Here is a 25,993-nt window from a genome sequence, read left to right as displayed (position 1 = left end):
ATCAATCAAAACTTCAATTAATATACATCTGAATTATTCAATATCAATGAGAAAGGATCGTGTTATCTCTTATGTGTATTAATCATCAAAAACTAATAACGCGTGTTCTAAGTGTACCAAGACCCAGAGCACCATTTGAACGAACTACCATTGAACGAAGAGACTTAAGACCGCATGATGTCTTAATAAACATCAAATTTAGTGGTATTTGTCACTCTGATATTCATAGTGCACATGATGATTGGGGGGGGGGGATTTTCCCAATGGTTCCTGGTCATGAAATCACTGGAATTGTCACAGAAGTAGGGACAGAAGTTAAAAAATTTAAAGTTGGCGATCGTGTTGGCGTTGGTTGCTTTGTTGATTCTTGCGGACAATGTGAATATTGTCTCCGTGGTGATGAGCAATATTGTATAAAAGGCGTTATTCAAACATATAATTCATTGGACTATAATAATAATCCAACATACGGTGGATATAGTACAAAAATAGTGGTAACAGAAGGTTTCGTTATTAATATTCCAGAAAATTTGAGCTTAGATACAGCAAGCCCACTATTGTGTGCAGGCATTACTACATATTCTCCATTAAAACATTGGAACATAAATCCTGGAAAGAAAGTAGCAATCGTGGGAATGGGTGGTCTCGGTCATCTAGCACTCCAATTTGCACATGCATTGGGTGCTGAAGTAACAATGTTAAGTCGATCTTTAAATAAAAAAGAAGAAGCCCTGAGCTTGGGTGCAGGTTATTACTTTGCAACTAATGACCCTTCTACATTTACTAAACTAGCCGGTCATTTCGATTTCATCTTAAACACAGTGTCCGCGAATTTAAATATGGATGACTATTTATCTCTACTTCGCACAGATGGAACACTTGTAAATGTTGGTGCTCCAGCTGATCCAAGCCAATACAATGCATTTTCTTTAATCATGAGTCGTCGTAGTATTGCCGGTTCACTCGTTGGCGGAATTCGAGAAACACAAGAAATGATTAATTTTGCCGCCCAACATGGAATTATCCCAAAAATTGAGATAATTAGTGCTAACCAAATAAGCGAAGCATATGGGCGTGTTCTTAATAGTGAAGTACGTTATCGATTCGTTATTGATATATCTACCCTTTAATACTTTTAGTATGGATAGGAATCCTTGCTTCCACAGTAACATTCTGGTGATTTTGTAAAATTTAACTTGATATATCTAATGCATTTACAATAAAATTACTTTTCTTCTATACAAATAAAGACGGAATCTTTAACTAGACTCCGTCTTTATTTGTGTCATTAATTATAATAATGACTAATCATACAGTATTTGTTTGTATATATTTGTATTTAATTTCTGGTGAAATTTTGCAAAAAAATTTATTTTTTCAATTTTTTTGCAAGCCCATCTAATAGAACTGGTACATCACTACGTTCCATTATTACCTCAATAAAAATTAAATGATTTACTGTATGAGATGCTTGTAATAAAGCCTCTTCCAATTCCTCTTCATCGCGTACTTTCATTATTAAAATATTCTCTTCATCTAAAGTTAGACATTTAGCAAATTGACAATAATCCCACATTTGTAAGTCATTATATTTTTGGAATTCCCCTTGTATGATTCGCTCGGTGGTATAGCCATCATTATTTAATAAGAATATAATCGGGGTCAATCGCTGCCGTATTATAGTAGATAATTCTTGGCTTACCATTTGAAATGCCCCATCGCCTATAAACAATATATTTCTTTGATTTACATCTGCCAATTGTGCTCCTAATAAAGCGGGTAAAGTATACCCTATCGCTCCCCATAATGGCTGTCCAATAAACCTACATTTTGATGGTAGCGGTATCATAGTAGCGCCATAGAATGCTGTTCCTTGATCTGCAAGTATTACGTTTTCTGATTGAAGAAAATGATAAATCTGCTTCCAAAAATATCTTTGAGAAATCAATTTATTTTTTTGACCTCTACATTTTTCTGTCATATCAATAGATTGAGAAAGAAATGAATTAATTTGTAATGATACGGAATTTACCTTTGAATAGAACAACAAAATTAATCTCTGCAATATATCTTTTAACTCACAGTTTATATTTATGCCCTTTTCTCCCTGTATTTTTATCTGATCTTGATTAATTTCAATTGTATTTCTATCCAAAAATTGATGTGAAAATCCCCCCGTAGTTAAGTCTGTTAATTGAACCCCTATACTTATAATACAATCTGAATTATCAATCCGTTCTCTTACATATGGTGAACTTAAATCTCCATTGTAAATTCCAATAAATTGAGGATGTCTTTCATTGACAATTCCTTTGCCTCTACTTAATGTTGCTACCGGAAAACCTGTTACTGTCATTAGTTCCTTTAATTCCTTCTCTGCCTGATATCGATTCACTTCATAATCGGCTAATATGATAGGGTTCTTTGCTCCTTCAACCACTGTCAAAATTCCTTCTAAAATCCTCTCAATTTCTGTAATGTTATTTGTTTTTCCCTGCATTAACAGCTTAGCTTTAGGTTTATCTATTGATTGTTTAACCACATTAACTGGCAAATTTATATATACAGGGCGCTTTTCAAACCAACAATAGGATAATACACGATCTATTTCTTCTGCTGCGTTTTCAACGGTTAAAAAAGCTTGGGCCACTGTGATTTGTTGAAACATTGTTGAAAAATGATCAAAAACTCCATCCCCTAATGTATGATGAACAGCTAAATCTGTTTCCATAATATCAGTATGTGGTGCTCCAGTGATTTTCACTACAGGAACTTTTTCAGCATAGGCACCAGCAATTCCATTCATTGCACTCAATTCTCCTACCCCAAAAGTTGTTACTACCGCCCCAATTCCCTTTATGCGTGCATATCCATCAGCGGCATAAGCGGCATTTAACTCATTGCAAGCACCAATCCAATCCATTCCCTCGTGATTAATTACATCATCTAAAAATGTAAGATTATAATCTCCCGCTACCCCAAAGACGTGACAAACCCCTAATTCATGTAATCTATCTAACAAATACATGCCTATAGTATAAATATTGAACACCTCATTTCATAAAAGCTTTCACCAGTACTGTGTCTATAACTATCGTTTTACTCTTTTACGAAAAGACAAAAATCTTAGTTTAGGATTCAAATTTTTATATAAAAAGTCAACTCAAATTAAAATCCAAGACAAATTGAACAAAATAGTTGGATTTGCCTTGGATTTTTTTGAAATAATTCAAAAAATGAACACTTCTTGAACTTTGAGAAATCTCATAGAAACAACTCTTAAATAGCCACCGCTTCAACAATTGAAACATAACTACCAGTATCGATAACACGATTTAACTTTAAGTCCGCCCCAGCTAATAATTGACGAAGTTCTTTTTCCGTACGTTCCCGTCCTCCATCAAAAATTGTCATAACTAATAAATCCAGTAGTTTTCCTGCATGTGGGATATTCCCAGGTGGGATAACTGGGTCCATAATAAGTACTCGGCCACCTGGAGCCATTGCCTCTCGGCAACTTCTTAAAATACGAGTTGCTTGCTCATCTGGCCAATCATGCATAATGTATTTGATTACATAGAGATCTCCACTTGGACATGATTTGAAAAAATCGCCTGATTGGAGCTCCCAACGTGTGTCATCACCTAACTCTCCTAGTCGATGTCTCTCCAAAACCTGCGGACGATCAAATAAGATACCACGAAGAGTAGGGTTTTTCTGTAATATTTTTAGTAATAAACCACCGAAACCACCGGCGATATCAACAACTGTTGATCCTTCTGGAAAATCATAACTGCGCACAAGGAACTCATTTTCAATTTGCGACATTGATGACATACCACTATGAAAATCTTCAGAAGATGGCCCTTTTTCAATCCAGTATTCCCAGAAGGTTGTTCCAAAAATCTGTTTAAAAGGAGGGATACCACGAACGCCTTGAGCAATCTCACCACTCGGACGCCAAAACGTTTCATCAGTAAGCATTAGCACTGCCGAACGCAATGATACAGGTGCGTCTGTACGTAAATATTCAGCTGCGTTAGTTAACTCATACTGTCCGTTTTCTTTTTCATGGAATATTCCACGACTAGCTAGTAAACGAAGCACACGATGAAGTCTTTGTTCATCAGCTTTAGTAGCATGTGCTAATTCATTGATAGTCTTCGGTCCATTAACAAGATAATCAGCAACTCCAAGAAGAGTAACGGCGCGAATTGCAGACGGATAGGCATACCCCATTGTTTCCTCCAATAAAAATAAAGCAGCCGCTTCACTATCAGAAATGATTTCTTTCTTTTCTTTAGATTCTAACATGCTCATAATAACCTCCTTGTAATGTATTAAAATAAATTCTTTAATCCGCAAAACACATTATTTAATATTCTTAATATTATGTTTTTAGCATTTCACCCCCCTTTCACCGTTCAAATTCTACGATTTGAACTAAATAATGAAATCAATAAGTATATGCTCTCTATTTCCATTGCTTTTGCATATACTATTTGATCTTAATTATAAATACAAATAAACTTAAAATCCTATAAGTCTATTTATATTTATTGGCGAATTATTTAGATTTAGCCATTATTTAAAAACCCACCTCATTTTCTCACATGAAAGGAGCTACAAAGCAAATTAGATTTTATTACATCGTTTATGTCAAACATCGAGGAATCGTTAAAAGAAGTTCCCAATTCTAAAGTCAAAAATTTCGCATTAGATGCATTAGCTTTAGATGCATCGGAAATGAAAGATTTTACTATGGTGAAAAGATACACACTCCTACTATCAGTTATTTATCGTTCACAAATTATAACGAGAGATCATTTAATAGATATATTTTTAAAAAGGATTGCTAGGATACATAAGAAGGGAAAAGAAGAATTAGCTCTTTTGCGAGAAAAACAGCGCTCGATAAGTGAAAACTTTATTTCTATATTGGGTGAAGTTTTACATACTACTCATATACATGATGATACGAAAATAATTAGGAAGTGAAATAACAGAATCATTCAAAAAATAGCTGCATAATATCAAACATTTCAAGAGCTCGGAAGGGTAATTCGAACAATATTCCTTCTTCAATATATTTCGGATATGAAACTACGCGAACAAATTACAGCTAGTACAAATAAAGTCGAAGCCTATAATGGATTTTCAAAATGGCTGTTCTTTGGTGGCGATGATATTATTACGGAAAATGACCCAATCGAACAAGAAAAACGTATAAAATACAATGAGTTAATCACCAATTCTGTAATTTTTCATAATGTAGTAGATATCACAACGATTTTATGGCAACTAAAAAATGAAGGTTATCGCTTTTCACGCCAAGATTTAGAAAGAATAAGTCCTTATATAACTAGATATATCAAACGATTTGGTGATTATGTAATTGACTTGCAAAAGGTCCCTCATGCAATAGAAGAAGAAATACCTCTATAAAAGAAATAGGTCATATTTAGAAATAAAAGTAAGCCTTTGACCTATTTTTACACGTATCTCGGCTGTATCCCTTAGAGAGATGGCACAAATTATAAAAATTCTTATTCGATAATTATTATCCTTTAATTGTAAAATCAAATGAAAGGAAAGAATTCTTAATAAATGGAGGGGAATTATGCTCAATAAAAACATCGTTTTATTTACATTCATTTACATTTCAAGCGTTTTTTATGTGGATAATTTGTACCAAAGCTATTATGATAAAGGAGTAGCAAATGATCATTTGCCAGGTGAACATTTTTACTTGGAAATGTAGCTAGAGATTGCTACACCTTCTAACGGTTTGCCAACTGCATGTATAGGACCATACTCTCTCTTTTCATAAGAAGGAGTGACTTTCATTTCCTTGCGCATCATTCCAAATTGCTTATATATACGTACACTTTCAAGAATACCCTCTATTTTCTCTTGCGTTGCTGCTCTATCTATTTTCGGTAAGAAAGGTAATTGTTTCGTCATGTAAAATCACTCCTTTTTATTTTTGCATTACTTTCGTCTTATAACTCCACGTCTACGCTCATAACGTGGCCCATGAACCCCCATTAAATCTTCAATATCACGAGGGCTAAAATTTTCTTTTCGTTTTCTCTTCTGTTTCTTTTCCACTTGCATAAATAAATCGGGGTCCTCTAGTTTTCTAGCTGGACTATATTTATTTCATGATGCTAGGCTGTATAAAGAAATTCCGCCAAGCTTTACCTAGTCTATCTTTCTCTTCCTTTTGTACAGCCTTTGTATGACGAGCAATTGCTTTTTTTAATTTCTTTTTCTTCATCCCTTCTATTTAAACACCCTTAATGTCCATTTTCAGGCGTTTTAACTAATTTGATACCCCATTAATTACATCCAAAAATAATTAAAATGTGAATTGTGCCTATTCACCAATGCTTAAAAAAGGGTTATTTTGTTTGGTTTTCTAGAATCTCTATTTTTAATGTACCTTTTTCGATAATGATACTTTCGTTCGTATCATCATTAGAAACAATCGTCATTTCGTTACTATGATGCTCTATCCTTAAATCTTCTCTTGAAGCGTTAACAATTAACCCCTCATACCCTTCACCATAGCAGTAAGATATTCCATTAATTGTGAACTACCCGCCACTTAACGTCCTAACGGACTGTTTGAAGTAGGGACTTCTCGGTTAGTCGTTACTTTTGGTAGCTAACGAATTCGTCCTAAGACAGCCGAGCTAACTCCCTTGTTCCAAGGGTTATTTTATTGCTATCTATGCTAACGCTAATAGGTGTATTGTTTCATTTTTGATATTGATAGCTGCGTTATAATCTCTATCGAGATTTACACCGCATATACAAGAATAGACTCGCTTAGACAATGACATATTTTTCACATTTCTACAACTGCTACATGTTTTTGTGGAAGGAAACCATTTGTCTATTTTCACAAGCTGTTTGCCTTATTTATTTAGTTTATAGGCTAAAAAAGAAGTGAACATACCCCAAGCATCATCAGCGACGCTTTTTCCAAAATGAAGTGCTTGCGATATTCCCTTCATATTTAGATCTTCAATAGCTACAACATCAAAATGAGTAACTAACTCTTTAGACTTATGATGAAGGAAGTTCTTGCGTTGGTTTGCTACTTTTTCATGCAGCTTAGCTACACGGATACGTTGTTTATTCCAACGAATAGAACCTTTTGTTCTTCTTGATAATACTCGCTGTGCGTTTGCTAATCGGTCTAACATTTCACGATATAACTTAGGATAATTGGCTCTCTCATCCTCAGAACTGACGTATAATTGATCCATCGCAAAGTCTAATCCAACAACTGTTTCTACTTCTTTTTGTACGATCTCTTTTTCGTATTCAATCAAAATGGACACATAGTATTTACCAGTAGGTGTCATAGAAATCGTACATGACTTGATTATATGGTCTTGTGGTATTTCTCTATGCCGTTTGAGACGCACCATTTTTAGTTTTGGCAATTTGATATGACCATTAAGCAACATAATATTTCCGTTCAGCTAACATCCTGTTATACAGGAAATGTACACAGCCGAAGGTTTTACGCATAAGATGTGCTTGGCCTTCTGTTGGATACAAACGGAATTTATAGGCTTTATTCTGCTTTGTCATATCATATCATTTCACCTCACTTTTCACTTTGATTTTCAATATATGTTTTTACTACGTCTATTGGCGAACCACCAGTAGTTAGCAAACAAAAACTTCTTGACCAAAACATCTCTTTCCAAAGTTTCTTTCTCACTTGTGGAAAGCCTCTTTTAATAAGTCGAGAACTTGCACTTTTATAAGCATTGATGAATTTTGTCATTTCTGTATTAGGGTGTGCCTTGAACAAAATATGAACATGGTGTACATCATGATTCCATTCAACTAATGAGATGTTATAGTTTTCAGATAGTCGAACAAACATATCTTTTGCATAGTCTGACATATCATCATGGAACACATTTCTTCTGTATTTCACGACCAACACAAGGTGATAATACAACAAGAATACTGAATAGTTATTACTATCTAATTTCATTGATATAACAGCTTTTATAATTTATAAGACTGATTCTATCAGAGGCAAAATAAAAAGGAAAACCTTTTGGCTACGCCCTTCACACGCTTGAGGAAGGAGAATTCTTTCGGGAAATTCGTTAAAATCCATTTCTCTCTGAATAAAACTCAATATTCCGTCAATAATATAGATACATGGTTATCTTTACTCTGTTTTCCTTTATTGAGCAGTTAGCTTTTGCTAGCTTCTCTTTATTTGTAAGAAGCACTCAATTAACTGGACTCGCATATAATATTCTGATTTCCTTAGCCGTTCCATATCGGATTTATATTATTTTCGTTACAGTACACTTCATATCCATCTATTAAACTCATTAAAACAGCATGATTGTCCGTCCACTTATCACCATACTTGTTTTCATAACATTCAGTGTAAGACATATTATAGCACCTCTTTTCTACTCAAATAGCGTTCTTGTTAAAGTTTTTTAACATAATCCCAAACATCATCTATTTTTTGATTTTGTATATTCATTATTTCTTTATAGTTATCCATTCGTTTTTTCAGGTTTTGTAAACTTATCTTTATAAAAATGATGTGCCCAAACAAAATACTGATAATTATCCATAAAACTAACTTCATTACCTCACTTCCATACAAGATAAAGATTTGATTCAAATTTCCACCTTTTAGCTGGACAAACATATGATGTACTAACACTCATAGGGTTCTCCTTTTTTCAAGTTTGCATATTTGATATGTATTTTTTTCATTCTCCTTTACGAATAATCTTTTTTACATTACACATACTATCTACGAGTCAGCTACACTCTTTCAAAACGGAGCTTTCCCCCTCCGGACTGTTTAAGGACACGGCAGGTAATTTGATCAATTACCTGCCATTTTTAACAAAATAAGAATTTTATTCAATTTCTCCTCTATATTTCTTTATCACCTTCTCAACAGCTTCAATATCGCTATCACCATTGTCGTACCATTCAACAGCCTTGATTACACCATCCAGTCTCACTTTCATTACGCCAACTCGTACAAGTGATTGTTGGATAATGTATTTCATATGAAGTACTTCTTTCGCTGCATCTTCATATCCCAAGTCGATTAATCGACTTGCCATTTCCTCAAGATCATCTATTCTTCCGTATTCGAGTGAGTCTTGTTCATCTTTAAAACATAAATAGTTGTGACTTCCCCCACTCATACTTAAACCTACCTTTCTATTTAAATAAAAACTTCACATACACTAGAAACGCACATACAATAATCATGAGCATCTCACTATTAGCCGTTTAGTATCATTTTCAATACACTTCTTGATCATAGAGCGTCTTTCTCGCAAGGCGCTCTTTAATTTTCAAACAAGGATTTTGTTTAAATTTTTTTAACCTTATTGATTCTTTTGCATACAGTATTATCACAAGAAATTCAATAAGTGCTCCGATCTAGTTACTTTTAATTTCTTCCAAACCTCGTGGGAAGAATCCGTTTATAACAAACGGATTCTTTTATTTATTCAATTCATCATAAAATAACTATTTTGTTAAGTTTCATCGATCTATTTTCCTTACAAATTTGTAATATTACTGTCACCTAAATTGATAGTAATTTGGTTGACGTTAGTTTATTATACAAACTGTTAATGAAATATTATAAGTAGGTGACACATTTTGGGGAAGAACTTATTACGCTACATAATTGTAAGTATATTATTTCTAACTATTCCGATTATCTTTATACATTTTGTATCGTCTCAATCCATTCCCAAAGAATACCGTGAAGAATGGCCAGCAGTTAAAAATACAGCTGAATTAGTTACAATTGGCTATTTTAAAGAAGAGAAAAAACTTGACATTGTAATTGAAAAAATTGAGCCTCCGGAAGATTATAGAACACATGAAGTTTACCTATCTGGACACGTTGCTGACGATAAAGAACAAAAGATTTCTGCTATTGTAGATTTTAGTGAGAACTATTCAATTAGAGATACATCTAAAAATTTATTTTAAGTCAAAGAGTATTTAACTTATGTTAGCTACTCTTTTTGCTAAATTAACGCTTTTGTTTAAATTACAACCGACCATGTTTTGTTAAAAATTTTGCTAATTCATCCAAATATTCATTAGCAAAATCTGATGGTTCTTCATTAATATGGCTAAGGATTGAAGCCAAGTTGTGATATGCAGTTTCCGCTTCATCCAACTTCCCTTCTAAATAACCTTTTTTATACTCTTTACTTTCCATCATCTAACTTCATTGTTAAAGCCAATCCATCGTACAGAAACTCAATAATTTCACCTTCATTCCTTACACCATCTTCGTCATAAACAACGCTATCTCAGACAACCATTTTTTCACCCTGTTTTTCAATAAAATTCAAATTTATTCTTACTTTACATCAACATAATTTTTACTAGCTTCTACTAAATCCTGATATAATTCCTCATAGAAATGAAATAGTGTGTTATGTAATGGCTGAAAATAAGCATGTAAGTATTTCATATCAAAAACAGAACAAAGTATATTCTGAAATAGGTTATATTCATTAATACGACATGATGTGTAATGAATTAAGAATTATGAGTCAACATTATAATGTATCTTATATAAATGTTAATCATGTAACAAATATACATAAGGCTTAAAAAATCATGGGATGGGGAGTTATAATGAAAAATCAAAAAGGGCCTATCTATCATTTTAGAGAGTTTTGGGATTTTAAGTATATTTGTTTGGAGAAAAAGGCTTGGGGTTTCCGGAATTATAAGAAGTAATGTTTAATTATAACACGCATAAATCCGATGAGAATTTGGAATTTAAAGAGTGTTAGATACATCGTGAATTTATGGATAGAGAAAAATGAAGAACAGTTCAAATAATATATGGAGATAGTAAAACTAATAGAGCTGTTCGTTTACGGGGAGCTAAGAGAAATAAAGATGGAAAAATTCTTGCAATGACAACAGAACAAATATTACTTTTGTATTATGAATTTCATTTATTTTTTTAGGTTTATAACAGGGACGTTGGTATTGTACAGTCCTTTGAAATTCATTATGTTTGCCAAAATTATTTTTGCTATGCACAACCTAAATCATTAAGCCTATACTTGAGCACATCACCACTACTTGATGTGATGCAAATGTTAACAAAATAATTCAACTAGAAAAGGAGATTTACGAATGAAGTACAAAAATCGAAAACATGCAAAGCGCAAATACAAACAAACGCTTCTTGCAACGGTTGCAACTATGACGTTAGGGTTAAGTGTAGCGGGAGGTACGACCCCTGCGTTTGCTGCTGAAGAAGATAACATTTCAATGATTTCAGCATACACACTCAACGAGATCGGGACCCAGACAAGCCCGGAAGAAAAAGAAAAAGCATTTTGGAAAAAAGCGACTGCTGAATTTAATAGCAAGAATGGTAAAAAATTTGCAGGAACTTCATTGAATGCGTTTCTTAATTTCGCAAAATCTGGTAATCCTGAAAGTGCACAAAATGCTTTAAGGGCGATAGTACTAGCAAGCTGTGATTTCGTTCCATATGGCATGTTTGTATCCCCTGTAATCGGTTATATATGGCCCGAAAAAGGAGGGCTGAAAGAACAACTGGAAAAGCTGCACGATCAGATTAACAAAGAGACAGACAAGAAAATTGCATAACAACATTTAAATGACCTTAATTCACATTTTGATAACCTTAAGGACCATCTAACCAGGCTCGAAAACTCAGTGAATGGTAAGAATGTTGACACATACTATAGTAGTCAGGGGAGTATAGAGGAATCGCGGCGTAGTTGGGTTGGAATGATTGAGTATGACTTCGGTGAAATTCTAAAGCTTGCTACACAAGAGGCACACAAAGTCGACGACTTACCTTTATACACTCAGGTGGCCGCTGCTCATATAAGCTTTTTAAAAAACTTGGAACAAAATGGAACGGGACTTAAATATAAATTTGATTCTCAATCCTTAAAAGATTTTTATCATGGAGCGAGTGTTCAGGCAATTAGTGATAAATATATGAAATATATTAGGGACACATATAACGATGCTAGCAACAAGAACATCGAGAAAATAGCGAAAGTAAAGGAAATCGGTACCGATTCTTTAACTCTAGCTATAGATTTTTATGACCAAGACAAACGCGCAACCCTTAAACAAAAATTGGAACAACTCAAAACTGAAGCCCAAAATAAAGTCGACGAGATAACAGATAATAAAACTGTATTTCCAGGGGGTGGGCTGCTCATGGTAAAGAACTGAATAACGCTACCGCTGCCTTAGACACCGTGACAACCGCTTTAAATGCAACTAACTTTTTATCAAATTTGAACGATACGACAGTTAATGACGACGGATTCAATACGGTAGCAACATTAGGCAAGTGGATAGAGAAAAATGGAAAGCATTATTATACCAATATTTCCGGATTTACGGTCACTGGATGGATGAACATTGGAAATTCTTCGTATTACCTCAGCGAGGACGATAACTCTAAGGGAGAATTGGTTACTGGTTGGTTTGATACTCTGACACCCGATAATAAGGACAGACGTTATTTGTTTAGTCCGAAAGAAAGTATTAAAGACGGGGAACTGTTTAAGCAAGGAGAGATGGTAACTGGTTGGATTGACGCTACAGACAATAACGGGACTAATGTATCTTATTACCTCAGTCCGGAAGAAGAAGGTATTAAAAACTCTGCCGGAGAACTATTTACTCGAGGACAGATGCTAACGAAATGGGTCGAAATTGAGGATAAAAAAACTGGCGAGAAACACTGGTATTACTTCAATCCTAAGATCGACGACGATTACTACGGTGTAATGATACGGAAGCAAAAAGCGGTACAAATCGGTGACAAAAAATATGATTTCGATTCTAATGGTGTATGTACAACTCCTAACGGCTACTAAACAACGAAATTATCCAACCTTTTTATTTATTGTAACAATCATTCTATATAAAGCGAACTCTCTTCGTTTAGAAAGACTCGCTTTTTCTCTTTAAAATCCCCTACGCCTCAGTACACCTTCCTCACAATTTCATAATTAATCGTAACGACACCTACACCATTTTTTGATCGTTTTGTAGAGCCTGCATTACCACCACCGTTATATGCGTTTTGCACCCTTTCTATAAAAAACTCCACTGCCCTTCCACTAACATACGATGCGGGCAGTACTTTCCACTCCATGATTGGTGTGTACGAACTTTACTTATTGGAATGTTGTATTGTTTCATAAGTTGTGCTACCACAATAGCTGCATTATTTTCTACTTTATAGTATCTATCCCCGCCACTTAAAGAATAACAGATTTCCACATTAATCGACTTCTGAAGGGAACGAACCTTCACAAATAACCTATTTTGCCAATTAAAATCACTTTCAAGGTTCTATAATGAATTGGATGCTGAATTATCCGTCATCCACAATAGACTGCATAAGGTAATTCAGCTCACATTTCCAGAATTAGAACCAATTTTCACAACAAAATTAGATCTATTTTTAAACTTTGTTCAGCTATTTCCACATCCCGATTTGATTCAAAATCTTTCTAAAATCATAATTACGCACCGGATTCGAACCATTAGTCAAAAGAACATATCAACACGCATAGCTGAACAAAAAGTTATTGAAATCCCAGAAGTTTCCAAGCATTCTTATTCAGCTGTAGACTCCGATGATGTGTTATGCGAACAGCTCAAAATATATACCAAACATTTCCAGATCCTTTTAGGACAATAAGAACAATGTATTAATGTAATGGTGGATATAGTTAAGCAACGTACGGAATATGGTATCATTCTGAGTCTTCCTGGAATTAAACCAAATACAGCTGTACGTTTAATGGCCGAGATTGTTGGTATGCCTCGTTTTACAAGTTATAAACAATTAAACGCTTATGATGGTATTTATTGGAAAAATATTTTTTGAAGATAAGATTAATGAGCATGGGAATAAACATTTACGAAAGCTCCTTTTTCTTACCATCCAAAATATGATTAAACAACGACGTTACAGCCAGAATCATATTGTCGAGTATTATGATAAATTAAAAACGCAACCTTATAACAAATGTAGATTTGAAAGAAAGTTTAATTAAAACCTAGTTGAAAAATTTGATTTCAGCATAAAAGAACCCCAATTATTTTGAAGAAAGATTAATCAAAATAATTGGGATTAGTTATTCTATACTACAAAATTTTATAAAAAAGTTTGATTGTTTCAATGATTCATATGTCTCTTAAGCACTCTTCAACGTTTGAGAATTATTCATAATCACAATCCGTGATTCAATTAGCCCAAGTTGTTTTCCTTTAGGAATTGTATAATTTGTCTTTTGTGGTGGTTATCGTGATCTGTAAATTCCTTAACAACATATATAAGCGAATAAGTATTTCCAATATTCGGACAATGCGTTACACCGTTTGCAGTTAATGGATTTTTTAACTTTTCGGCTGGTAATGACCATAATGTTTCATTGATTTCTTCTAAAGTGCTTAACCAAGATGAATAATGACTAAAATTACTAATAATGTTTTTTACCTCACTCAATTTTCTCCCTCTTTTCTAAGCCTAATCAATATAATTATAACAGAAAACCCCAAACAAACAAACGTACGTTCTCAATGTTGTTTTTAGTTATAAAACAACAATCCCAATATCAAATCCCGTTAGTGCAATAAGAAAAACCGAAATCTCATCTCTAATAAGATATTTCGGTTCATCTTTTTTATAAACGATTAAACTTTCTTCAAAACGGTACGACTTTTTATAAATAGTACAACTTTATTTCAAGTCTACAACAAATGTCATAAAGTTGCGTCCATTGCATGTGTAAGTAAGCTATTAAAGCTTGTCTTTTACCTTATTACACATGATATACACTATGATTATCGATTATCGGCCTAATATCATAGGTTCACTCATCATACCATCTATCCCCTAGTAAAAAAACGAATCCCTATTAGGGGATAGATGGTATGCATGATAATGGATGCCTGTACTTTACGATATTTATTTCATAAAAGATTTTAAGATATAGGTTGACTAATCGTAAGAAAAGACACTTATTCATAAAACAGCTTAAATTGCTGTTTTAGTGAATTGGTGTCCTCTAGTTTTCGGACTGTATTTATTTTGTAAAAAGATTCATCCATGCTTTATCTAATCTGTCTTTCTCATATTTTGGTATAGCCTTTGCGTGATGAAAAATTGCTTTTTTTAATTTCTTCTTCTTTAAATTATTCAATCCTCTCACTCCTTCGCACAAAACAGTTTTGGGTGTTTTCATTAATTTAATACCTTATTACATTCAAAAAACTGATTGAATGTGAATTGTACCTATTTAACCTCAAAAGGATTACTTTGTTAAAAAATCCACTCTAATTTATAAACACTAGTTTTTTCTTATATTTTCCATTAAAATTTAATAAAGATATTTCGATAACAAAAAAGCAACCTATGAAGCATAATATAAATCTACGGTACTTTATTTTTTCACTCATTTGTATCGGTTTATTCTTTTTATACCTTGAAGTATGGTCACCCAAAATAAATATACCTATAAATACAGTATCTTTTCATCTTTTATTTACTTTACTAGCCTTAACAATAGGAACGTTTTTGTTATTTTGGTAAGATTCTCTAAGATAAACAATCGGAAATCAATAGTATTACTGGAAGTTTTTATGATATTTGTTTTTAGTACTTATTTTGTTTGTGGGATATAGATTAAGCTAAAACAAAAATCTTTAAGTATCTCCCTGAATAAAACCCCTTATATCGTCCATACTGTAAACCATATTCCATGATGGTGGAGCAGTTGGCTTTTACTAGCTGCTTTTTTACATTAATGAACCGTCAATTATAATCGGCGCATCTTTATATTCATTAAATCCTTCTTCCCATGTATGTTTTTTCTCAGTTGAACATATTGCATTTAGTGCGTTTGTAAATATCTCGAGAGCTTGTTCTCTAGTAATTTCTGAAGGAATCCCTTCTTCTTTAACCTGTTCTACACTATCACCTCCAACATTTTCTACATATACTTCAATCGCTTTATCTGCATCTCCATCCACTGCAATTAACGCATAGTATTCATGCTTATTAAACTTAAAGTATTTCATATCCGTTCCTCCTTGAATAAAATTCAATGTTTCGTTAATAATAGACATAGGCCCTATTTGTCACGAATCAACCTTACACTTAGCATCATTTTTTAATAGAGGGCCGAGCAGTTAGCTTTTGCTAGCTGCTTTTTTATTTTTTATCACCTTTTTTATAAAATGGCATACATTGTATTGAACAAATTTTCAATACACCCTCATAGGGCCTGCTTATATGATTTAAATTCACTCCGAGAAATAGCACTGTTCGAAGGTGCTATTTCTTATTCAATAGTTTGTCACTATTTAAATAGATACGCATATATTATTATTATTAACAGGACATTCTTTTATATCTTAGCCCCCCTTTTAAATGGCACTGTATACAAGTGATATTTTTTAGTACATAAAAATTTTTTTCAACATTTAACATATAGAATTAGCGTGTTTAATTTTGTATTATATAAATAACCTCAACGCAATTTTACATTAGCTTTGTCTAAAAAGAGCCTCCCCTCACACAACAGGCTCTTTTTAATTTGTGTACTAATAAAATATCGTTTTTATATAAAACCTTTCCCCTTTTAATCAGACAAGCATATATTATTGTATGGCGCACTCCAGTCCATACGTTTAAATCTTTTAGTCTAGGAGCATACTTAATATGTGTGCTCTTTTTTTATTTACTATGAAATAGTATTTTTATTAAAATAAATAAAATTTCATCAAACAGTTACTTTTGTGATTATTTACTATAAATAATATATAGTTTCATATGGCCACATTGAAAACGGTATTCTATACTGCGTAATATACATTGGATAATAATATTGCAATGAATGATAATAAGGCTGTATGCTTTGTTGTGCTTGTATCTCCTGTTGTACTTGCATCTGAGCTTGTATAGCCTGATGTACAGCTTGAATTGTACTTTGCGAAGGCCCCTGCCCACCTACAGAACGCATTTGCGTTTCATTATAAAAATAGTTTTGAAACAATTTTATTCACTCCCTAACCTCTTTATTCAAATAATGATTTTGTTTGAACCCGTTCACCAATTTCATACTTTTACATGCTTTAATACTACCTTTTACATAATGTGAGTTTGTCACTTTTGTTATAATGAGTTATAGCGCTCTTTTTTTGTTTAATTGAAATTTTCACCTTCACTCAAAACATACATATGATATATTGCTGTACATTTTCACTTCTCACTTTTCGATAAAACTCTTGGTCAAAGAGCACTTTCCCTAGTGCTCTTTTTTGCTTGAATAATAAGTAAAAATATTTAGTTACAGCACTCATATACTCTTATAGATGTTGTCATTAGCGTTATGGAGTGCTCTGGTCAAGCACTCCTATTTTCCGTTAACAAAATAACGATTTGTAAAAAACTTCGCACCCTTAAATCTGACAAGCATATATTATTGTGTAGGGCACTCCACAGTCCATACGTTCAAACCTTTTAGTCTAGGAGCACACTTATATGTGTGCTTTTTTTTTATTTACTTTCAAATAACAATTTTTTATAGCTAGAAATACGAATAACGGCCAAATTAAGATTACAGGAAGTGCATATTCTAATATCATTCCGCCCCAAGGATCTGATGTAACCGCCCAGACTAATAACCCCACACCGATTGTTAGATAGACAACTATTCCAATTACTATCCAAAATATCAAAGTATATAATCTCCCCTTTTCTATTCAAATAAAGATTTTGTTATAAAATTTAACCTATATAAAAAACATACATTTTAACATTAGGATACTTTTTTCAATTTCTTGCTTTGTTAAAGGAGATATTCCCATATTAAGTTTAATAATTTATTGAAATCCCTCATAAATCTTTCCCGCATCATGGTATTTGGCAGCTACATGTGCAAGTTGCCAAATCTCTTCTGACAACAGGGATTCATACGAGTGTTTTAGTAGATATAAATTTTCTAATACCCGTCTTGTGTGTTTTTGTAGTGTTTCAAATTCTCCTGTTTGTTGGTCCCACTTTGCATAAATGAAATCCTCCATGTTTTCACTCCTTGAAAAAATCCATGCCTACTTATAAGGCATGGAAAAATACAATATAACCATCTTCATCTTCCGTATACCTTGGTGGATTTAATCCTTCTCCTTTACGTAATAACTGCGTTTGAACCGTCTCCCAAGTACAAATTCCTTGTTTCATTTGATATACCGTATTTAAACGATAGGAAATCCCTTTATAATTCAAATAATCAAGGCGATCAACACTGCAATGACGTGATATATAAAAATCATTTTTGAGTGGAAAGATTTCTTTTGTATGCCTTTCGTTCAACGTTACCAATTTCACATCTTCAATGACAGCCAAATCTTCACGTCGGCCAAGACTTGGTGCTTCATTGATATTCTCTAATGCTATTAGTAATAACCAACGAACGAATCTTCCCAGTGATTTACTTGTTCATTACGCCACTGTGGCATGCGTTTTGGAATCTCTACGATGTGAACTTCAATATCACTACTTAATATCTTCTGCTGTTGTTGATTCCATAGAATTTCCGTTGTATGGAATGCCTCGTATTCAGAAAACATAACGAAATTTAACAAATTAATTGTAATTGTTTTATGGAGAGAACTATATGGCATTCCTTTTTGAAATTGGGATGTGTATAGCCTTCTCCAGTAATATAAACGGGTTATTGAATGTCAAAATAGTACTCCATGTTTTTAAACGTAATTTATAGATATAAAAATGCCCTTAGTACGGTATATTACCAGACTAAGGGCATTTTTATTATGAAATATCTAGTTTAGTTTAACTAACTTAAATTTTTGTTCATTATTTCCAGTGTAGTTAGAAGCTATTATTTGCGCGCCATCGTGTGTTGCTGCTGCATGAACAGCTAATCCCAATCTGGTTTGCGAATTTATTAGTTTGAAATATCCATCCGTTGTTGGTTCCACTTCCCAATAATGCTCAGTTTTGTGCTCATTTTTTGTAATAAGGACGTTATGCGTACGACCACTTGAGGTATTACCTGCTAAAACTTGATCAGGACGCTCTTTGTTGACGATTTGATAAGCTTTTTTTTCTGAATCATAGTTGAAAACCCATTGTTGATGAGCGGCCTCTGTAGATGTCTTTAATTGTAAATTTTCGGATGTAGGATTATTAGCATCGACAACCATACCTTGGGCATCAGAGAATACTATTCGGTAAGTACCATCTTCAATCTGGTTTGGTTTATCTGAATGCTCTGAATGTCCTTTCTCGATTAGTTTACAATTTTTCCAATCGATTGTATATTTTTGGGACGAATCAGCGTGACTTACATTTGGGGTATTAAAACCTACCCAGTTTGAGAAGTAGCCGGTAATATTCAGCCATGATAATGAATATTGATCTGAATGTCTAGTATATGTTACTGTAAGATCCGTTAATTCTTCTGAATCTTTAGGTACTTCAATAACTGCAATCACGCCAGGTGAAAATCCTTCTGCGCTTAAAGCAGGCATTTGTTCAGTCGGTATAAAATTATCTACTGCATTGTTATTAGTTCGAGATTTCATAAAAAGTTGATTTCCATAAATAGAATCACTAGACTCTCTATCGTATGGGCCATAAGTTCCATTCATCGCATTCATGAATGGAATGCTCCATTGAACCGTATGAGAGTCACTCTTTTTTAAGCGGGTTATATAGTCCGCTTGGTTGTATGATACATTTGTTGACCAATTAACCTCTCCAGCCACGGATCCGCTAGGGCTAGTTTGTATATCCCCACCTATTTTATATCCTACAGAATTTGTAACTGTTTTTTCCTTTATTTCATCTTTTGGAGAGATTTCATGAAATGTTGCTTTTTGTTTTTGATTAGGCAATTCCATTTGTATATCATACGATGATGCCCACTTTATAGCAGCATGATTATCACTCCAACCGTTTATTAATGTTTTATTAGCACCTATACGGCTACCGTCGGTACTAATGACTGCACGTTGTTTATCAGAGTTAGGGTCTTTAATAATGGATACCTTGAGAGCTGTCTTGATGTCTTTGGTAGAGTTTTCTGAAACAGAATAATTTGAATGAATTGAGGTATTTTTTCCAATTTCCTCGATATTCGATGTTGCCTGTCCGGATACCTTTGGTTCAGCGGCAAAAGCAGAAGAAGTGCTTCCCAATGTGCTTACTCCTAACGTCATAGTTGCAACAGTTGCAAGAAGCGCATGTTTGTATTTGCGTTTTGCATGTTTTCGATCTTTGTACTTCATACATATACTTCCTTTCTAATCTGGATTTATTTTATTAACATTTGTAGCACATCAAGTATAGGCTTAATGATTTAGGTTGTGCATAGCAAAAGTGATTTTGACAAACATAATGAATTTCAAAGGATTTTACAATACTGACGTCCTTATTTCGAATCTTAAAAAATAGATGGAATTCATAATATAAAAGTAATATTCCAACAGATAATTAAAAAATAGTTTTAACTATCTAGGGCGCACGAAAGAATTATAAAAAGATCAAATCTAACCTTGAGTACTCTTGTAGGAGAGAACCGTTGTAACTCATAATCATGATTAACGATTATACTAATAAACCCGTCATCACTGGGAATAGTAACTCAAACTATCCCCAGTGATGACGGGTTTGTTTATGCATTTAGTTTTGTATGCTTATGAGTTTTTCAACGCCCTCAACTTAGCAAACAAAACGTCTCTACAATAAATATATTTCCCTATTCAAATCAAACAGCCCCCCATAGAGGGCTGACTTAGTAGTTTCTCTATATTTAAGTGGGCTGCACGCCCCTTATAGGGGTCACCATATCAAAAAAAGAAAATTGTACGTTTAGACACATTTTAGACACAAAATAACCGGTACCTTGTACGTTAAGGAACCGGTTATTAATGTTGCAAATCTTGTACTAAACTTATTTATAATGACTTAATTTATTTACATCGGCATACCTGGTAAAAACTTAGCTATTAATACAATAATGGCCGCTAAGAAGAACGCTTTAATAATGAATAGAATAATAATTGGAATCGATGCTTTCACTTTGCTTAATCCAGCTGTAATATGTAATCCAAGCCAAATTAAGACTAAATTCCATACATAGAATACTTCAATTGTATTACCAATTCCATATGCAAATGTACCTTCCGTAAATAATAACCCTAAACTCGTATATTGAGTCATTCCAGTACCAAAGATTAGACTTAAAATTGTATTAACAAGTCCACCAATAATAAGGACAATGTTTGTATAAACTACAGTATTCAATAAGGTTTTGTAAGGCGTATCATTACCAAGGAACATCATAAATATTTTATAAATAGCTGCTATGAAAAGTGTTCCGATCATCGCACTAGCAAAGCTCGATCCAATTCCAGAAATAACTTCTGATGTAAGTGAACTTTGTCCAGCAAGTTCACCTAATTCTTTTTTCATTTTAACCATCTCAGGTGAAGTATACATAACATACGCACTTAAACCACCTAGTAGCCCTTGTAACAGTGCTACTAGGAAGAACATACCCCAAACTTTCTTACTTGTTTTCATTCTTTCAAACTGTAATTCAGGAGATGTAATCATTCCAAATAATGATGGCTTTTTTGCACCTACATCTAGTGTATTCATATTTGCTTTCATATATAGTGCCTCCTTCTATTTATATAGCTCGTTCTAACGGTCAGTTCACATCTTCTTAAAGGACGCTACGAACCGCCCACTAGAACAATATGTATGTGTAGTAGAGAGAAATATCTCTACTACACTAGTAAACTATTCGTAACGAAGTGCTTCAATTGGGTCTAATTTTGCAGCTTTATTCGCTGGAATTAATCCGAAAATAATACCGAGTGTCATTGAGAATAATACGCCTCCAACAACAACTTCCCATGAAACAAGCGGTGGCCATTTCGCAAATGTCGATACGATATATGCCCCGCCATAACCAAGACCAATACCAATTAAACCACCAAGAAGCGTTAACATAACTGCTTCAATTAAAAACTGTAATAAAATTTTACTACGCGTTGCACCAAGTGCTTTACGTACCCCAATTTCACGTGTACGCTCTGTTACGGATACGAGCATGATATTCATAACACCAATACCACCAACGACTAATGAAATACCAGCAATACCACCAATAATCATTGTCATAATACCCGTCATTTTTGAAATACCTTCTTGAATCTCTTTTAAATTCATAACTTCATATTTACCAGTTGCATCGCTTGGTTTGCGACTGTTTAAGACATCAGCAGCTTTTTCACCTGCTTTTTCTAGATTATCTACATTTTTTGCTTGAACAGAAATATTTTGAATTTCATCTTTTCCATATAGTGTCGGCCATAATGAAATTGGAACAAGTGCTTCTGATGGTCCCATTCCCATGAATTCATTATCTGATTGATAGACACCAATAATTTGCATCGGTTGACCTTGTATTTCAATGATTTTACCGACTGGATTGGTATCTATAAATACCTTTTCTTCCATTTGTTTACTAATCATGACAACGTTATTACCTTGGTCCACATCTGATTCTTGCAGCGAACGTCCTTTGAGTACTTTCACTTTATTCACCTTGAAGTACTCATTGTCTAATCCTGTAATATTCACCATGTCTTTTTTATCTTCAATATCAAGAGATTCCATACCGGAATTCGTTGTTACGATATGTGTAATCTCTGGGATCTTCTTGAGTTCAAAAATATCTTCTTCTGTTATTTTCGGTGCTTCAGGCATATCCATACCAAAAGGATCATTTATATCAGGACTATAATGAATGGGAACTGTTTGATTCCCCGATCCAACAAATTGTGATTTCAATGCAGCTTCTCCGCCTTGCCCAATCGCAACGACGGTAATAATAGAGCCTACACCAATAATAATCCCAAGCATCGTCAAAGCCGAGCGTAGTTTATGAGCTAAAATAGACGATAAGGCAATTTTCATACTGTCTAGTAAACTCATACGGCACACCTTCTATCTTCTGTAACTTTCCCGTCTCGCAGTACAATGCGGCGAGACGAATAAGCCGCTACTTCCTCTTCATGCGTAACCATAACAATTGTCGTACCTTCTGCATTGAGCTTCGTGAAAATATCCATAACTTGCTTACCAGACTTCGTATCAAGCGCACCTGTCGGCTCATCAGCCATAATGAACGTTGGATTATTCGCAATCGCTCTAGCAATCGCTACACGCTGCTTCTGTCCACCTGATAACTCATTCGGTAAATGATGCACGCGGTCTGCTAATCCAACTTTACCTAATGTCTCTAAAGCACGCTTGCGACGCTCTGCTTTCTTTATGCCACCATATACGAGCGGAAGCTCAACATTTTCGACTGCCGAAAGACGCGGCAGCAAATTAAAATGCTGAAATACAAAACCGATATATTCATTACGAATTAAAGCAAGCTTTGACTCGTCTGCTGTTAAGATATTCACGTCATTCAGCATATATTCGCCTTCTGTTGGACGATCTAAACAACCGATAATATTCATAAGCGTCGACTTACCAGAACCAGACGGTCCCATAATCGAAACGAACTCACCGCTCTGAATCGTTAAACTAATACCATGCAAAATCGGCACCGCCAATTTTCCTTGATAATACGTTTTAGCAATATTATTTAACGTAATCATTTCTCTTTCACTTCCATTCCGTCATACACATCGTCGGAAGGATTTTTAACCACCTTTTGCCCCACTGTTACGCCTTCTACAACCTCTGTCCAGTCTCCATCAGTAGAACCTTTTTTCACATTTTGTTTACGAAGCTTTCCTTTCTCCTCAACATAAACAAATGCATCATCGCCTTTTTCTACAATGCTTTTACTTGGAACAGCAATCATCTTCTTATTCTCTAAGTTTACTTGCAGAGAAACGTGATAACCTGGAGATAAACCATCTTGACTATCAAGGCTAGCTTTATATGTATACTGAGACATATTTTGAGTTGCTTCACCCATGCCGCCAGCTTGCGCCATCTCTGCACTCGTAGGGAACTCACTTACCTCTGTAATCTTACCTGTCCACTTCTTCTTATTATTTGCTTTCGCAGTTACAGTGAATGTTTGATCCTTTTGGATTTGTGACTTCTGAAGCTCAGTTAACGTACCGTGAACTTGGAATGGATCTTTAGAAGCTACTTGTAAAAACGCTTTTCCTTGACCACCTAACGCTTGAGATGAACTTTGTGCCGCATCTTTATCTAGTTTTTGAACAACACCAGCAAAATTACTGTAAATCGTAAGTTCTTTCTGCTTCTTACTTAACTCTTCTTTCTGCAACTTTCCTTTTTCTTTCTCAAGGTCAAGTGTTTTTTGTCCTATCTCTAACTCGTTTACTTGCTCTTCCATCGGATCTGTTACTTCTTTCCCAGCTCCGCTATCTTTCACCTTCTTAATTTCTTTCTTGAGCGAATCAATCTTCTTTTTCCCTTGATCATAACGCATATCTGCCATCTTCTGATCAAGCTCAGCTTGCTTCATTTGAAGATTAATCTCTTCATTATCATAAGAGAATAACTTCGTACCTTTCTCTACCTCTTGTCCCTCTTTTACCTCAATATCTTTCACTTTTCCTTTGGCCGGATCCGTATAGAAACTTTCAATATTCCCTGGCTTCACCTGACCAGAAATTAACTTAGTATTATTAAGCTTGCGCTCTGTCACCTTCTCCAAACTTACAGCATCTACTTTTTTATTTTCTTTCTTCTTTCCTTGTATTAAAAAAATATTAATTGCTGCCACAATAACAATTAGTGCAATAACTCCGATAATAATCCATTTTTTCTTCCGTTTTGGATGGGGAATAATATTTGATTGCATACGATGTCTCCTTTTAATGTAATGATAGGTGTTAAATGTATTAACAATTTAATATAGCACAACTTTAATATAAAGATAGTATGAAATATTTCATATTTTATGAATTTTGCATATAAATACACTACATATTTAATTTTTATTGATTTTATTACTAAATTAAGGGATTTTTATATGTTTTATGTTTTAAAAATTCATATGATTTTTTTTGTACATTTTATGGACAAAAAAAGATATTGAGATATCTAAATTTATATATTAGGATTGTTTTTGGAAGGAGGCGATATTATGACATACTCAGTTAAAGGAAGAGCAATCAACTTTGGGGCTTTACTTGCAGTAGGTGGTGCTTTATTGGCTTCATATGCATTCTTATTAGGAATTTTACCTGAAATGAATTTAGTAAAAGAATTCAATTTATCTACTGTAGCAGCTGCACAAGTTTTTGCATGGCTTGACTATATCTCTTGGGGTGTTTCCCTTGTTGCTTTAATCGGTTCTCTTGGAACAGGTGGAGCATCTTTAGTTGCTGCAGCTGGAGCACAAGGTGTTAGAAAATACCTTACGGATTTAGCTAAAGAAAAAGGAAAAAAAGCTGCAATTGCTTACTAATTTATTTTAAATTAAGAAAGAGACTGGATAATACTATTCAGTCTCTTTCTTACATTAAATATAAAGAAACAATGGAGGTAGTTGTGAATATATTAAAGCTTCTATCAATAGATTTTAAATTAAAATTTACAACTCAATATTCTGCAATATTAAATAGATTTTCTTTTATCAAATGTATATCCAATAGAAACTTAATTCTTTGTAGTATGTTATTTAAAATATTCATAGGACTTTTTATGTTCTATATTTCAACCGTTTTATTTAATGAGAAATATATATGGAATATTCTATATGCAAATGTTGGTTTTCTCTTAATTTCTTGCTTTATAAAATCAATCACTTCATATAAAGAAACAGCAATATTAAAGTCTGACATATACATATACAGCCTGTTTTCCATGGAGAAAGTC

General features: G+C 33.8%; 27 protein-coding genes and 7 pseudogenes. 9 read left to right on the top strand and 25 right to left on the bottom strand.

Annotation, left to right across the window (positions count from 1 at the left end):
• Positions 1-71: 71 nt before the first annotated feature.
• The gene (locus M1D66_RS27860; protein WP_479832024.1) at positions 72-1,130 is read left to right on the top strand and encodes an NAD(P)-dependent alcohol dehydrogenase; all 1,059 of its coding nucleotides are present in this window, start codon (positions 72-74) and stop codon (positions 1,128-1,130) included.
• Between the two features lie 239 nt (positions 1,131-1,369).
• Here the strand turns inward: M1D66_RS27860 and M1D66_RS27855 are convergent, their stop codons facing one another.
• Both M1D66_RS27855 and M1D66_RS27850 read right to left on the bottom strand, forming a co-directional pair.
• Positions 1,370-3,028, bottom strand: coding sequence for an alpha-keto acid decarboxylase family protein (locus tag M1D66_RS27855; protein ID WP_479832023.1), 1,659 nt, complete (start codon positions 3,026-3,028; stop codon positions 1,370-1,372).
• A 251-nt stretch (positions 3,029-3,279) separates the two neighbouring features.
• The gene (locus M1D66_RS27850) at positions 3,280-4,320 is read right to left on the bottom strand and encodes a methyltransferase (RefSeq protein WP_242555363.1); all 1,041 of its coding nucleotides are present in this window, start codon (positions 4,318-4,320) and stop codon (positions 3,280-3,282) included.
• 336 nt (positions 4,321-4,656) lie between these two features.
• On the opposite strand from M1D66_RS27850, the gene M1D66_RS27845 reads away from it, so the two are divergent.
• Together M1D66_RS27845 and M1D66_RS27840 are read left to right on the top strand one after the other, a co-directional pair.
• Entirely contained in the window at positions 4,657-4,998 is a 342-nt protein-coding gene (locus M1D66_RS27845; protein WP_479832021.1) for a hypothetical protein, read from the top strand.
• Between the two features lie 33 nt (positions 4,999-5,031).
• A pseudogene (locus M1D66_RS27840) lies at positions 5,032-5,445 on the top strand (Tn3 family transposase); the annotation flags it as partial.
• Positions 5,446-5,760: 315 nt separating this feature from the next.
• On the opposite strand, the pseudogene M1D66_RS27835 reads toward M1D66_RS27840, so the two are convergent.
• From M1D66_RS27835 to M1D66_RS27805, 7 genes and pseudogenes are all read right to left on the bottom strand, one after another.
• Positions 5,761-5,964: pseudogene (locus M1D66_RS27835) on the bottom strand (ArpU family phage packaging/lysis transcriptional regulator); the annotation flags it as partial.
• Between the two features lie 193 nt (positions 5,965-6,157).
• Entirely contained in the window at positions 6,158-6,289 is a 132-nt protein-coding gene (locus tag M1D66_RS27830; protein ID WP_242555372.1) for a DUF3983 domain-containing protein, read from the bottom strand.
• A 445-nt stretch (positions 6,290-6,734) separates the two neighbouring features.
• Positions 6,735-7,608, bottom strand: a pseudogene (locus tag M1D66_RS27825) (RNA-guided endonuclease TnpB family protein).
• Positions 7,609-7,624: 16 nt separating this feature from the next.
• Positions 7,625-8,023: an IS200/IS605 family transposase gene (gene tnpA / locus M1D66_RS27820; protein ID WP_242555361.1), complete on the bottom strand. Its 399-nt coding sequence runs from the start codon at positions 8,021-8,023 to the stop codon at positions 7,625-7,627.
• Positions 8,024-8,307: 284 nt separating this feature from the next.
• On the bottom strand, positions 8,308-8,442 hold the full coding sequence (locus M1D66_RS27815; protein WP_281976292.1) for a hypothetical protein: 135 nt from the start codon (positions 8,440-8,442) through the stop codon (positions 8,308-8,310).
• Between the two features lie 37 nt (positions 8,443-8,479).
• Entirely contained in the window at positions 8,480-8,722 is a 243-nt protein-coding gene (locus M1D66_RS27810) for a hypothetical protein (RefSeq protein ID WP_242555376.1), read from the bottom strand.
• Positions 8,723-8,924: 202 nt separating this feature from the next.
• Positions 8,925-9,221: a hypothetical protein gene (locus M1D66_RS27805; RefSeq protein ID WP_242555360.1), complete on the bottom strand. Its 297-nt coding sequence runs from the start codon at positions 9,219-9,221 to the stop codon at positions 8,925-8,927.
• Between the two features lie 466 nt (positions 9,222-9,687).
• Between M1D66_RS27805 and M1D66_RS27800 the strand changes: the two genes are divergently transcribed.
• Positions 9,688-10,026 carry a phosphoglycolate phosphatase gene (locus M1D66_RS27800; RefSeq protein WP_242555359.1) on the top strand — a complete coding sequence of 113 codons (339 nt, stop codon included), beginning with the start codon at positions 9,688-9,690 and terminating at the stop codon, positions 10,024-10,026.
• Positions 10,027-10,087: 61 nt separating this feature from the next.
• Here the strand turns inward: M1D66_RS27800 and M1D66_RS27795 are convergent, their stop codons facing one another.
• A complete protein-coding gene (locus tag M1D66_RS27795) occupies positions 10,088-10,264 on the bottom strand; it encodes a hypothetical protein (RefSeq protein ID WP_479832020.1) in 177 nt (58 codons plus the stop codon).
• A gap of 935 nt (positions 10,265-11,199) precedes the next feature.
• Here M1D66_RS27795 and M1D66_RS27790 point away from each other — a divergent pair.
• The 3 genes from M1D66_RS27790 to M1D66_RS27780 all read left to right on the top strand — a co-directional run bounded on the left by M1D66_RS27790 (position 11,200) and on the right by M1D66_RS27780 (position 12,938).
• Positions 11,200-11,682: a hypothetical protein gene (locus M1D66_RS27790; RefSeq protein ID WP_242555357.1), complete on the top strand. Its 483-nt coding sequence runs from the start codon at positions 11,200-11,202 to the stop codon at positions 11,680-11,682.
• Between the two features lie 144 nt (positions 11,683-11,826).
• Entirely contained in the window at positions 11,827-12,285 is a 459-nt protein-coding gene (locus M1D66_RS27785; protein WP_242555356.1) for an insecticidal delta-endotoxin Cry8Ea1 family protein, read from the top strand.
• 65 nt (positions 12,286-12,350) lie between these two features.
• Positions 12,351-12,938 carry a hypothetical protein gene (locus M1D66_RS27780; RefSeq protein ID WP_479832019.1) on the top strand — a complete coding sequence of 196 codons (588 nt, stop codon included), beginning with the start codon at positions 12,351-12,353 and terminating at the stop codon, positions 12,936-12,938.
• Between the two features lie 185 nt (positions 12,939-13,123).
• Here the strand turns inward: M1D66_RS27780 and M1D66_RS27775 are convergent.
• Positions 13,124-13,362, bottom strand: a pseudogene (locus tag M1D66_RS27775) (N-acetylmuramoyl-L-alanine amidase); the annotation flags it as partial.
• A 1-nt stretch (position 13,363) separates the two neighbouring features.
• Between M1D66_RS27775 and M1D66_RS27770 the strand changes: the two are divergent.
• Positions 13,364-14,105: pseudogene (locus M1D66_RS27770) on the top strand (transposase); the annotation flags it as partial.
• 218 nt (positions 14,106-14,323) lie between these two features.
• Here the strand turns inward: M1D66_RS27770 and M1D66_RS27765 are convergent.
• The 13 genes and pseudogenes from M1D66_RS27765 to M1D66_RS27705 all read right to left on the bottom strand — a co-directional run.
• Positions 14,324-14,485: pseudogene (locus M1D66_RS27765) on the bottom strand (DinB family protein); the annotation flags it as partial.
• A gap of 676 nt (positions 14,486-15,161) precedes the next feature.
• A complete protein-coding gene (locus tag M1D66_RS27760; protein ID WP_242555353.1) occupies positions 15,162-15,278 on the bottom strand; it encodes a DUF3983 domain-containing protein in 117 nt (38 codons plus the stop codon).
• Positions 15,279-15,873: 595 nt separating this feature from the next.
• Positions 15,874-16,155: a hypothetical protein gene (locus M1D66_RS27755; RefSeq protein WP_242555352.1), complete on the bottom strand. Its 282-nt coding sequence runs from the start codon at positions 16,153-16,155 to the stop codon at positions 15,874-15,876.
• A gap of 731 nt (positions 16,156-16,886) precedes the next feature.
• Positions 16,887-17,132: a DUF3947 family protein gene (locus tag M1D66_RS27750; RefSeq protein WP_242555351.1), complete on the bottom strand. Its 246-nt coding sequence runs from the start codon at positions 17,130-17,132 to the stop codon at positions 16,887-16,889.
• 484 nt (positions 17,133-17,616) lie between these two features.
• A complete protein-coding gene (locus tag M1D66_RS27745; protein ID WP_479832018.1) occupies positions 17,617-17,817 on the bottom strand; it encodes a hypothetical protein in 201 nt (66 codons plus the stop codon).
• A gap of 144 nt (positions 17,818-17,961) precedes the next feature.
• Complete coding sequence (locus tag M1D66_RS27740; RefSeq protein WP_242555349.1) at positions 17,962-18,162, bottom strand: HD domain-containing protein; 201 nt, start codon at positions 18,160-18,162, stop codon at positions 17,962-17,964.
• A 31-nt stretch (positions 18,163-18,193) separates the two neighbouring features.
• Positions 18,194-18,451, bottom strand: a complete 258-nt coding sequence (locus M1D66_RS27735) for a hypothetical protein (protein WP_479832017.1) — start codon at positions 18,449-18,451, stop codon at positions 18,194-18,196.
• A gap of 95 nt (positions 18,452-18,546) precedes the next feature.
• Positions 18,547-18,807: pseudogene (locus M1D66_RS27730) on the bottom strand (PD-(D/E)XK nuclease family transposase); the annotation flags it as partial.
• A gap of 114 nt (positions 18,808-18,921) precedes the next feature.
• Positions 18,922-20,391 carry a beta-channel forming cytolysin gene (locus M1D66_RS27725; RefSeq protein ID WP_242555348.1) on the bottom strand — a complete coding sequence of 490 codons (1,470 nt, stop codon included), beginning with the start codon at positions 20,389-20,391 and terminating at the stop codon, positions 18,922-18,924.
• A gap of 688 nt (positions 20,392-21,079) precedes the next feature.
• The gene (gene yknW / locus M1D66_RS27720) at positions 21,080-21,778 is read right to left on the bottom strand and encodes a YknW family membrane protein (RefSeq protein WP_098487630.1); all 699 of its coding nucleotides are present in this window, start codon (positions 21,776-21,778) and stop codon (positions 21,080-21,082) included.
• Between the two features lie 132 nt (positions 21,779-21,910).
• Entirely contained in the window at positions 21,911-23,110 is a 1,200-nt protein-coding gene (locus tag M1D66_RS27715; RefSeq protein ID WP_169509539.1) for an ABC transporter permease, read from the bottom strand.
• Positions 23,107-23,787 carry an ABC transporter ATP-binding protein gene (locus M1D66_RS27710; RefSeq protein ID WP_242555347.1) on the bottom strand — a complete coding sequence of 227 codons (681 nt, stop codon included), beginning with the start codon at positions 23,785-23,787 and terminating at the stop codon, positions 23,107-23,109. The genes M1D66_RS27715 and M1D66_RS27710 overlap by 4 nt, the downstream gene beginning before the upstream one ends.
• Entirely contained in the window at positions 23,784-24,974 is a 1,191-nt protein-coding gene (locus tag M1D66_RS27705) for an efflux RND transporter periplasmic adaptor subunit (protein ID WP_431076251.1), read from the bottom strand. Before M1D66_RS27705 ends, M1D66_RS27710 begins: the two co-directional genes overlap by 4 nt.
• Positions 24,975-25,259: 285 nt before the next feature.
• Between M1D66_RS27705 and M1D66_RS27700 the strand changes: the two genes are divergently transcribed.
• Complete coding sequence (locus M1D66_RS27700) at positions 25,260-25,583, top strand: circular bacteriocin, circularin A/uberolysin family (RefSeq protein ID WP_431076252.1); 324 nt, start codon at positions 25,260-25,262, stop codon at positions 25,581-25,583.
• Positions 25,584-25,824: 241 nt separating this feature from the next.
• Here M1D66_RS27700 and M1D66_RS27695 read toward each other — a convergent pair whose 3' ends face one another.
• Positions 25,825-25,983 (bottom strand): hypothetical protein, encoded by a 159-nt coding sequence (locus tag M1D66_RS27695; protein WP_479832016.1) that lies wholly within the window; start codon positions 25,981-25,983, stop codon positions 25,825-25,827.
• Between the last annotated feature and the right edge of the window lie 10 nt (positions 25,984-25,993).

This window comes from Bacillus sp. PK6-16, assembly GCF_056530295.1.
Note: the sequence above shows the minus strand (reverse complement) of the source record. Positions and strands in the feature narration are given on the sequence as shown.

Excerpts from the sequence above, each read along its gene's own strand:
- M1D66_RS27805 (WP_242555360.1), bottom strand. The coding sequence starts at position 9,221 with ATGAGTGGGGGAAGTCACAACTATTTATGTTTTAAAGATGAACAAGAC.
- M1D66_RS27850 (WP_242555363.1), bottom strand. The coding sequence starts at position 4,320 with ATGAGCATGTTAGAATCTAAAGAAAAGAAAGAAATCATTTCTGATAGT.
- M1D66_RS27860 (WP_479832024.1), top strand. The coding sequence starts at position 72 with ATGTGTATTAATCATCAAAAACTAATAACGCGTGTTCTAAGTGTACCA.
- M1D66_RS27845 (WP_479832021.1), top strand. The coding sequence starts at position 4,657 with ATGTCAAACATCGAGGAATCGTTAAAAGAAGTTCCCAATTCTAAAGTC.
- M1D66_RS27695 (WP_479832016.1), bottom strand. The coding sequence starts at position 25,983 with ATGGAAAACAGGCTGTATATGTATATGTCAGACTTTAATATTGCTGTT.
- M1D66_RS27725 (WP_242555348.1), bottom strand. The coding sequence starts at position 20,391 with ATGAAGTACAAAGATCGAAAACATGCAAAACGCAAATACAAACATGCG.
- M1D66_RS27785 (WP_242555356.1), top strand. The coding sequence starts at position 11,827 with ATGATTGAGTATGACTTCGGTGAAATTCTAAAGCTTGCTACACAAGAG.
- tnpA (WP_242555361.1), bottom strand. The coding sequence starts at position 8,023 with ATGAAATTAGATAGTAATAACTATTCAGTATTCTTGTTGTATTATCAC.
- M1D66_RS27710 (WP_242555347.1), bottom strand. The coding sequence starts at position 23,787 with ATGATTACGTTAAATAATATTGCTAAAACGTATTATCAAGGAAAATTG.
- M1D66_RS27755 (WP_242555352.1), bottom strand. The coding sequence starts at position 16,155 with ATGAAATACTTTAAGTTTAATAAGCATGAATACTATGCGTTAATTGCA.
- M1D66_RS27740 (WP_242555349.1), bottom strand. The coding sequence starts at position 18,162 with ATGGAGGATTTCATTTATGCAAAGTGGGACCAACAAACAGGAGAATTT.
- M1D66_RS27715 (WP_169509539.1), bottom strand. The coding sequence starts at position 23,110 with ATGAGTTTACTAGACAGTATGAAAATTGCCTTATCGTCTATTTTAGCT.
- M1D66_RS27705 (WP_431076251.1), bottom strand. The coding sequence starts at position 24,974 with ATGCAATCAAATATTATTCCCCATCCAAAACGGAAGAAAAAATGGATT.
- M1D66_RS27700 (WP_431076252.1), top strand. The coding sequence starts at position 25,260 with ATGACATACTCAGTTAAAGGAAGAGCAATCAACTTTGGGGCTTTACTT.
- M1D66_RS27790 (WP_242555357.1), top strand. The coding sequence starts at position 11,200 with ATGAAGTACAAAAATCGAAAACATGCAAAGCGCAAATACAAACAAACG.
- M1D66_RS27815 (WP_281976292.1), bottom strand. The coding sequence starts at position 8,442 with ATGTCTTACACTGAATGTTATGAAAACAAGTATGGTGATAAGTGGACG.
- yknW (WP_098487630.1), bottom strand. The coding sequence starts at position 21,778 with ATGAAAGCAAATATGAATACACTAGATGTAGGTGCAAAAAAGCCATCA.
- M1D66_RS27855 (WP_479832023.1), bottom strand. The coding sequence starts at position 3,028 with ATGTATTTGTTAGATAGATTACATGAATTAGGGGTTTGTCACGTCTTT.
- M1D66_RS27795 (WP_479832020.1), bottom strand. The coding sequence starts at position 10,264 with ATGATGGAAAGTAAAGAGTATAAAAAAGGTTATTTAGAAGGGAAGTTG.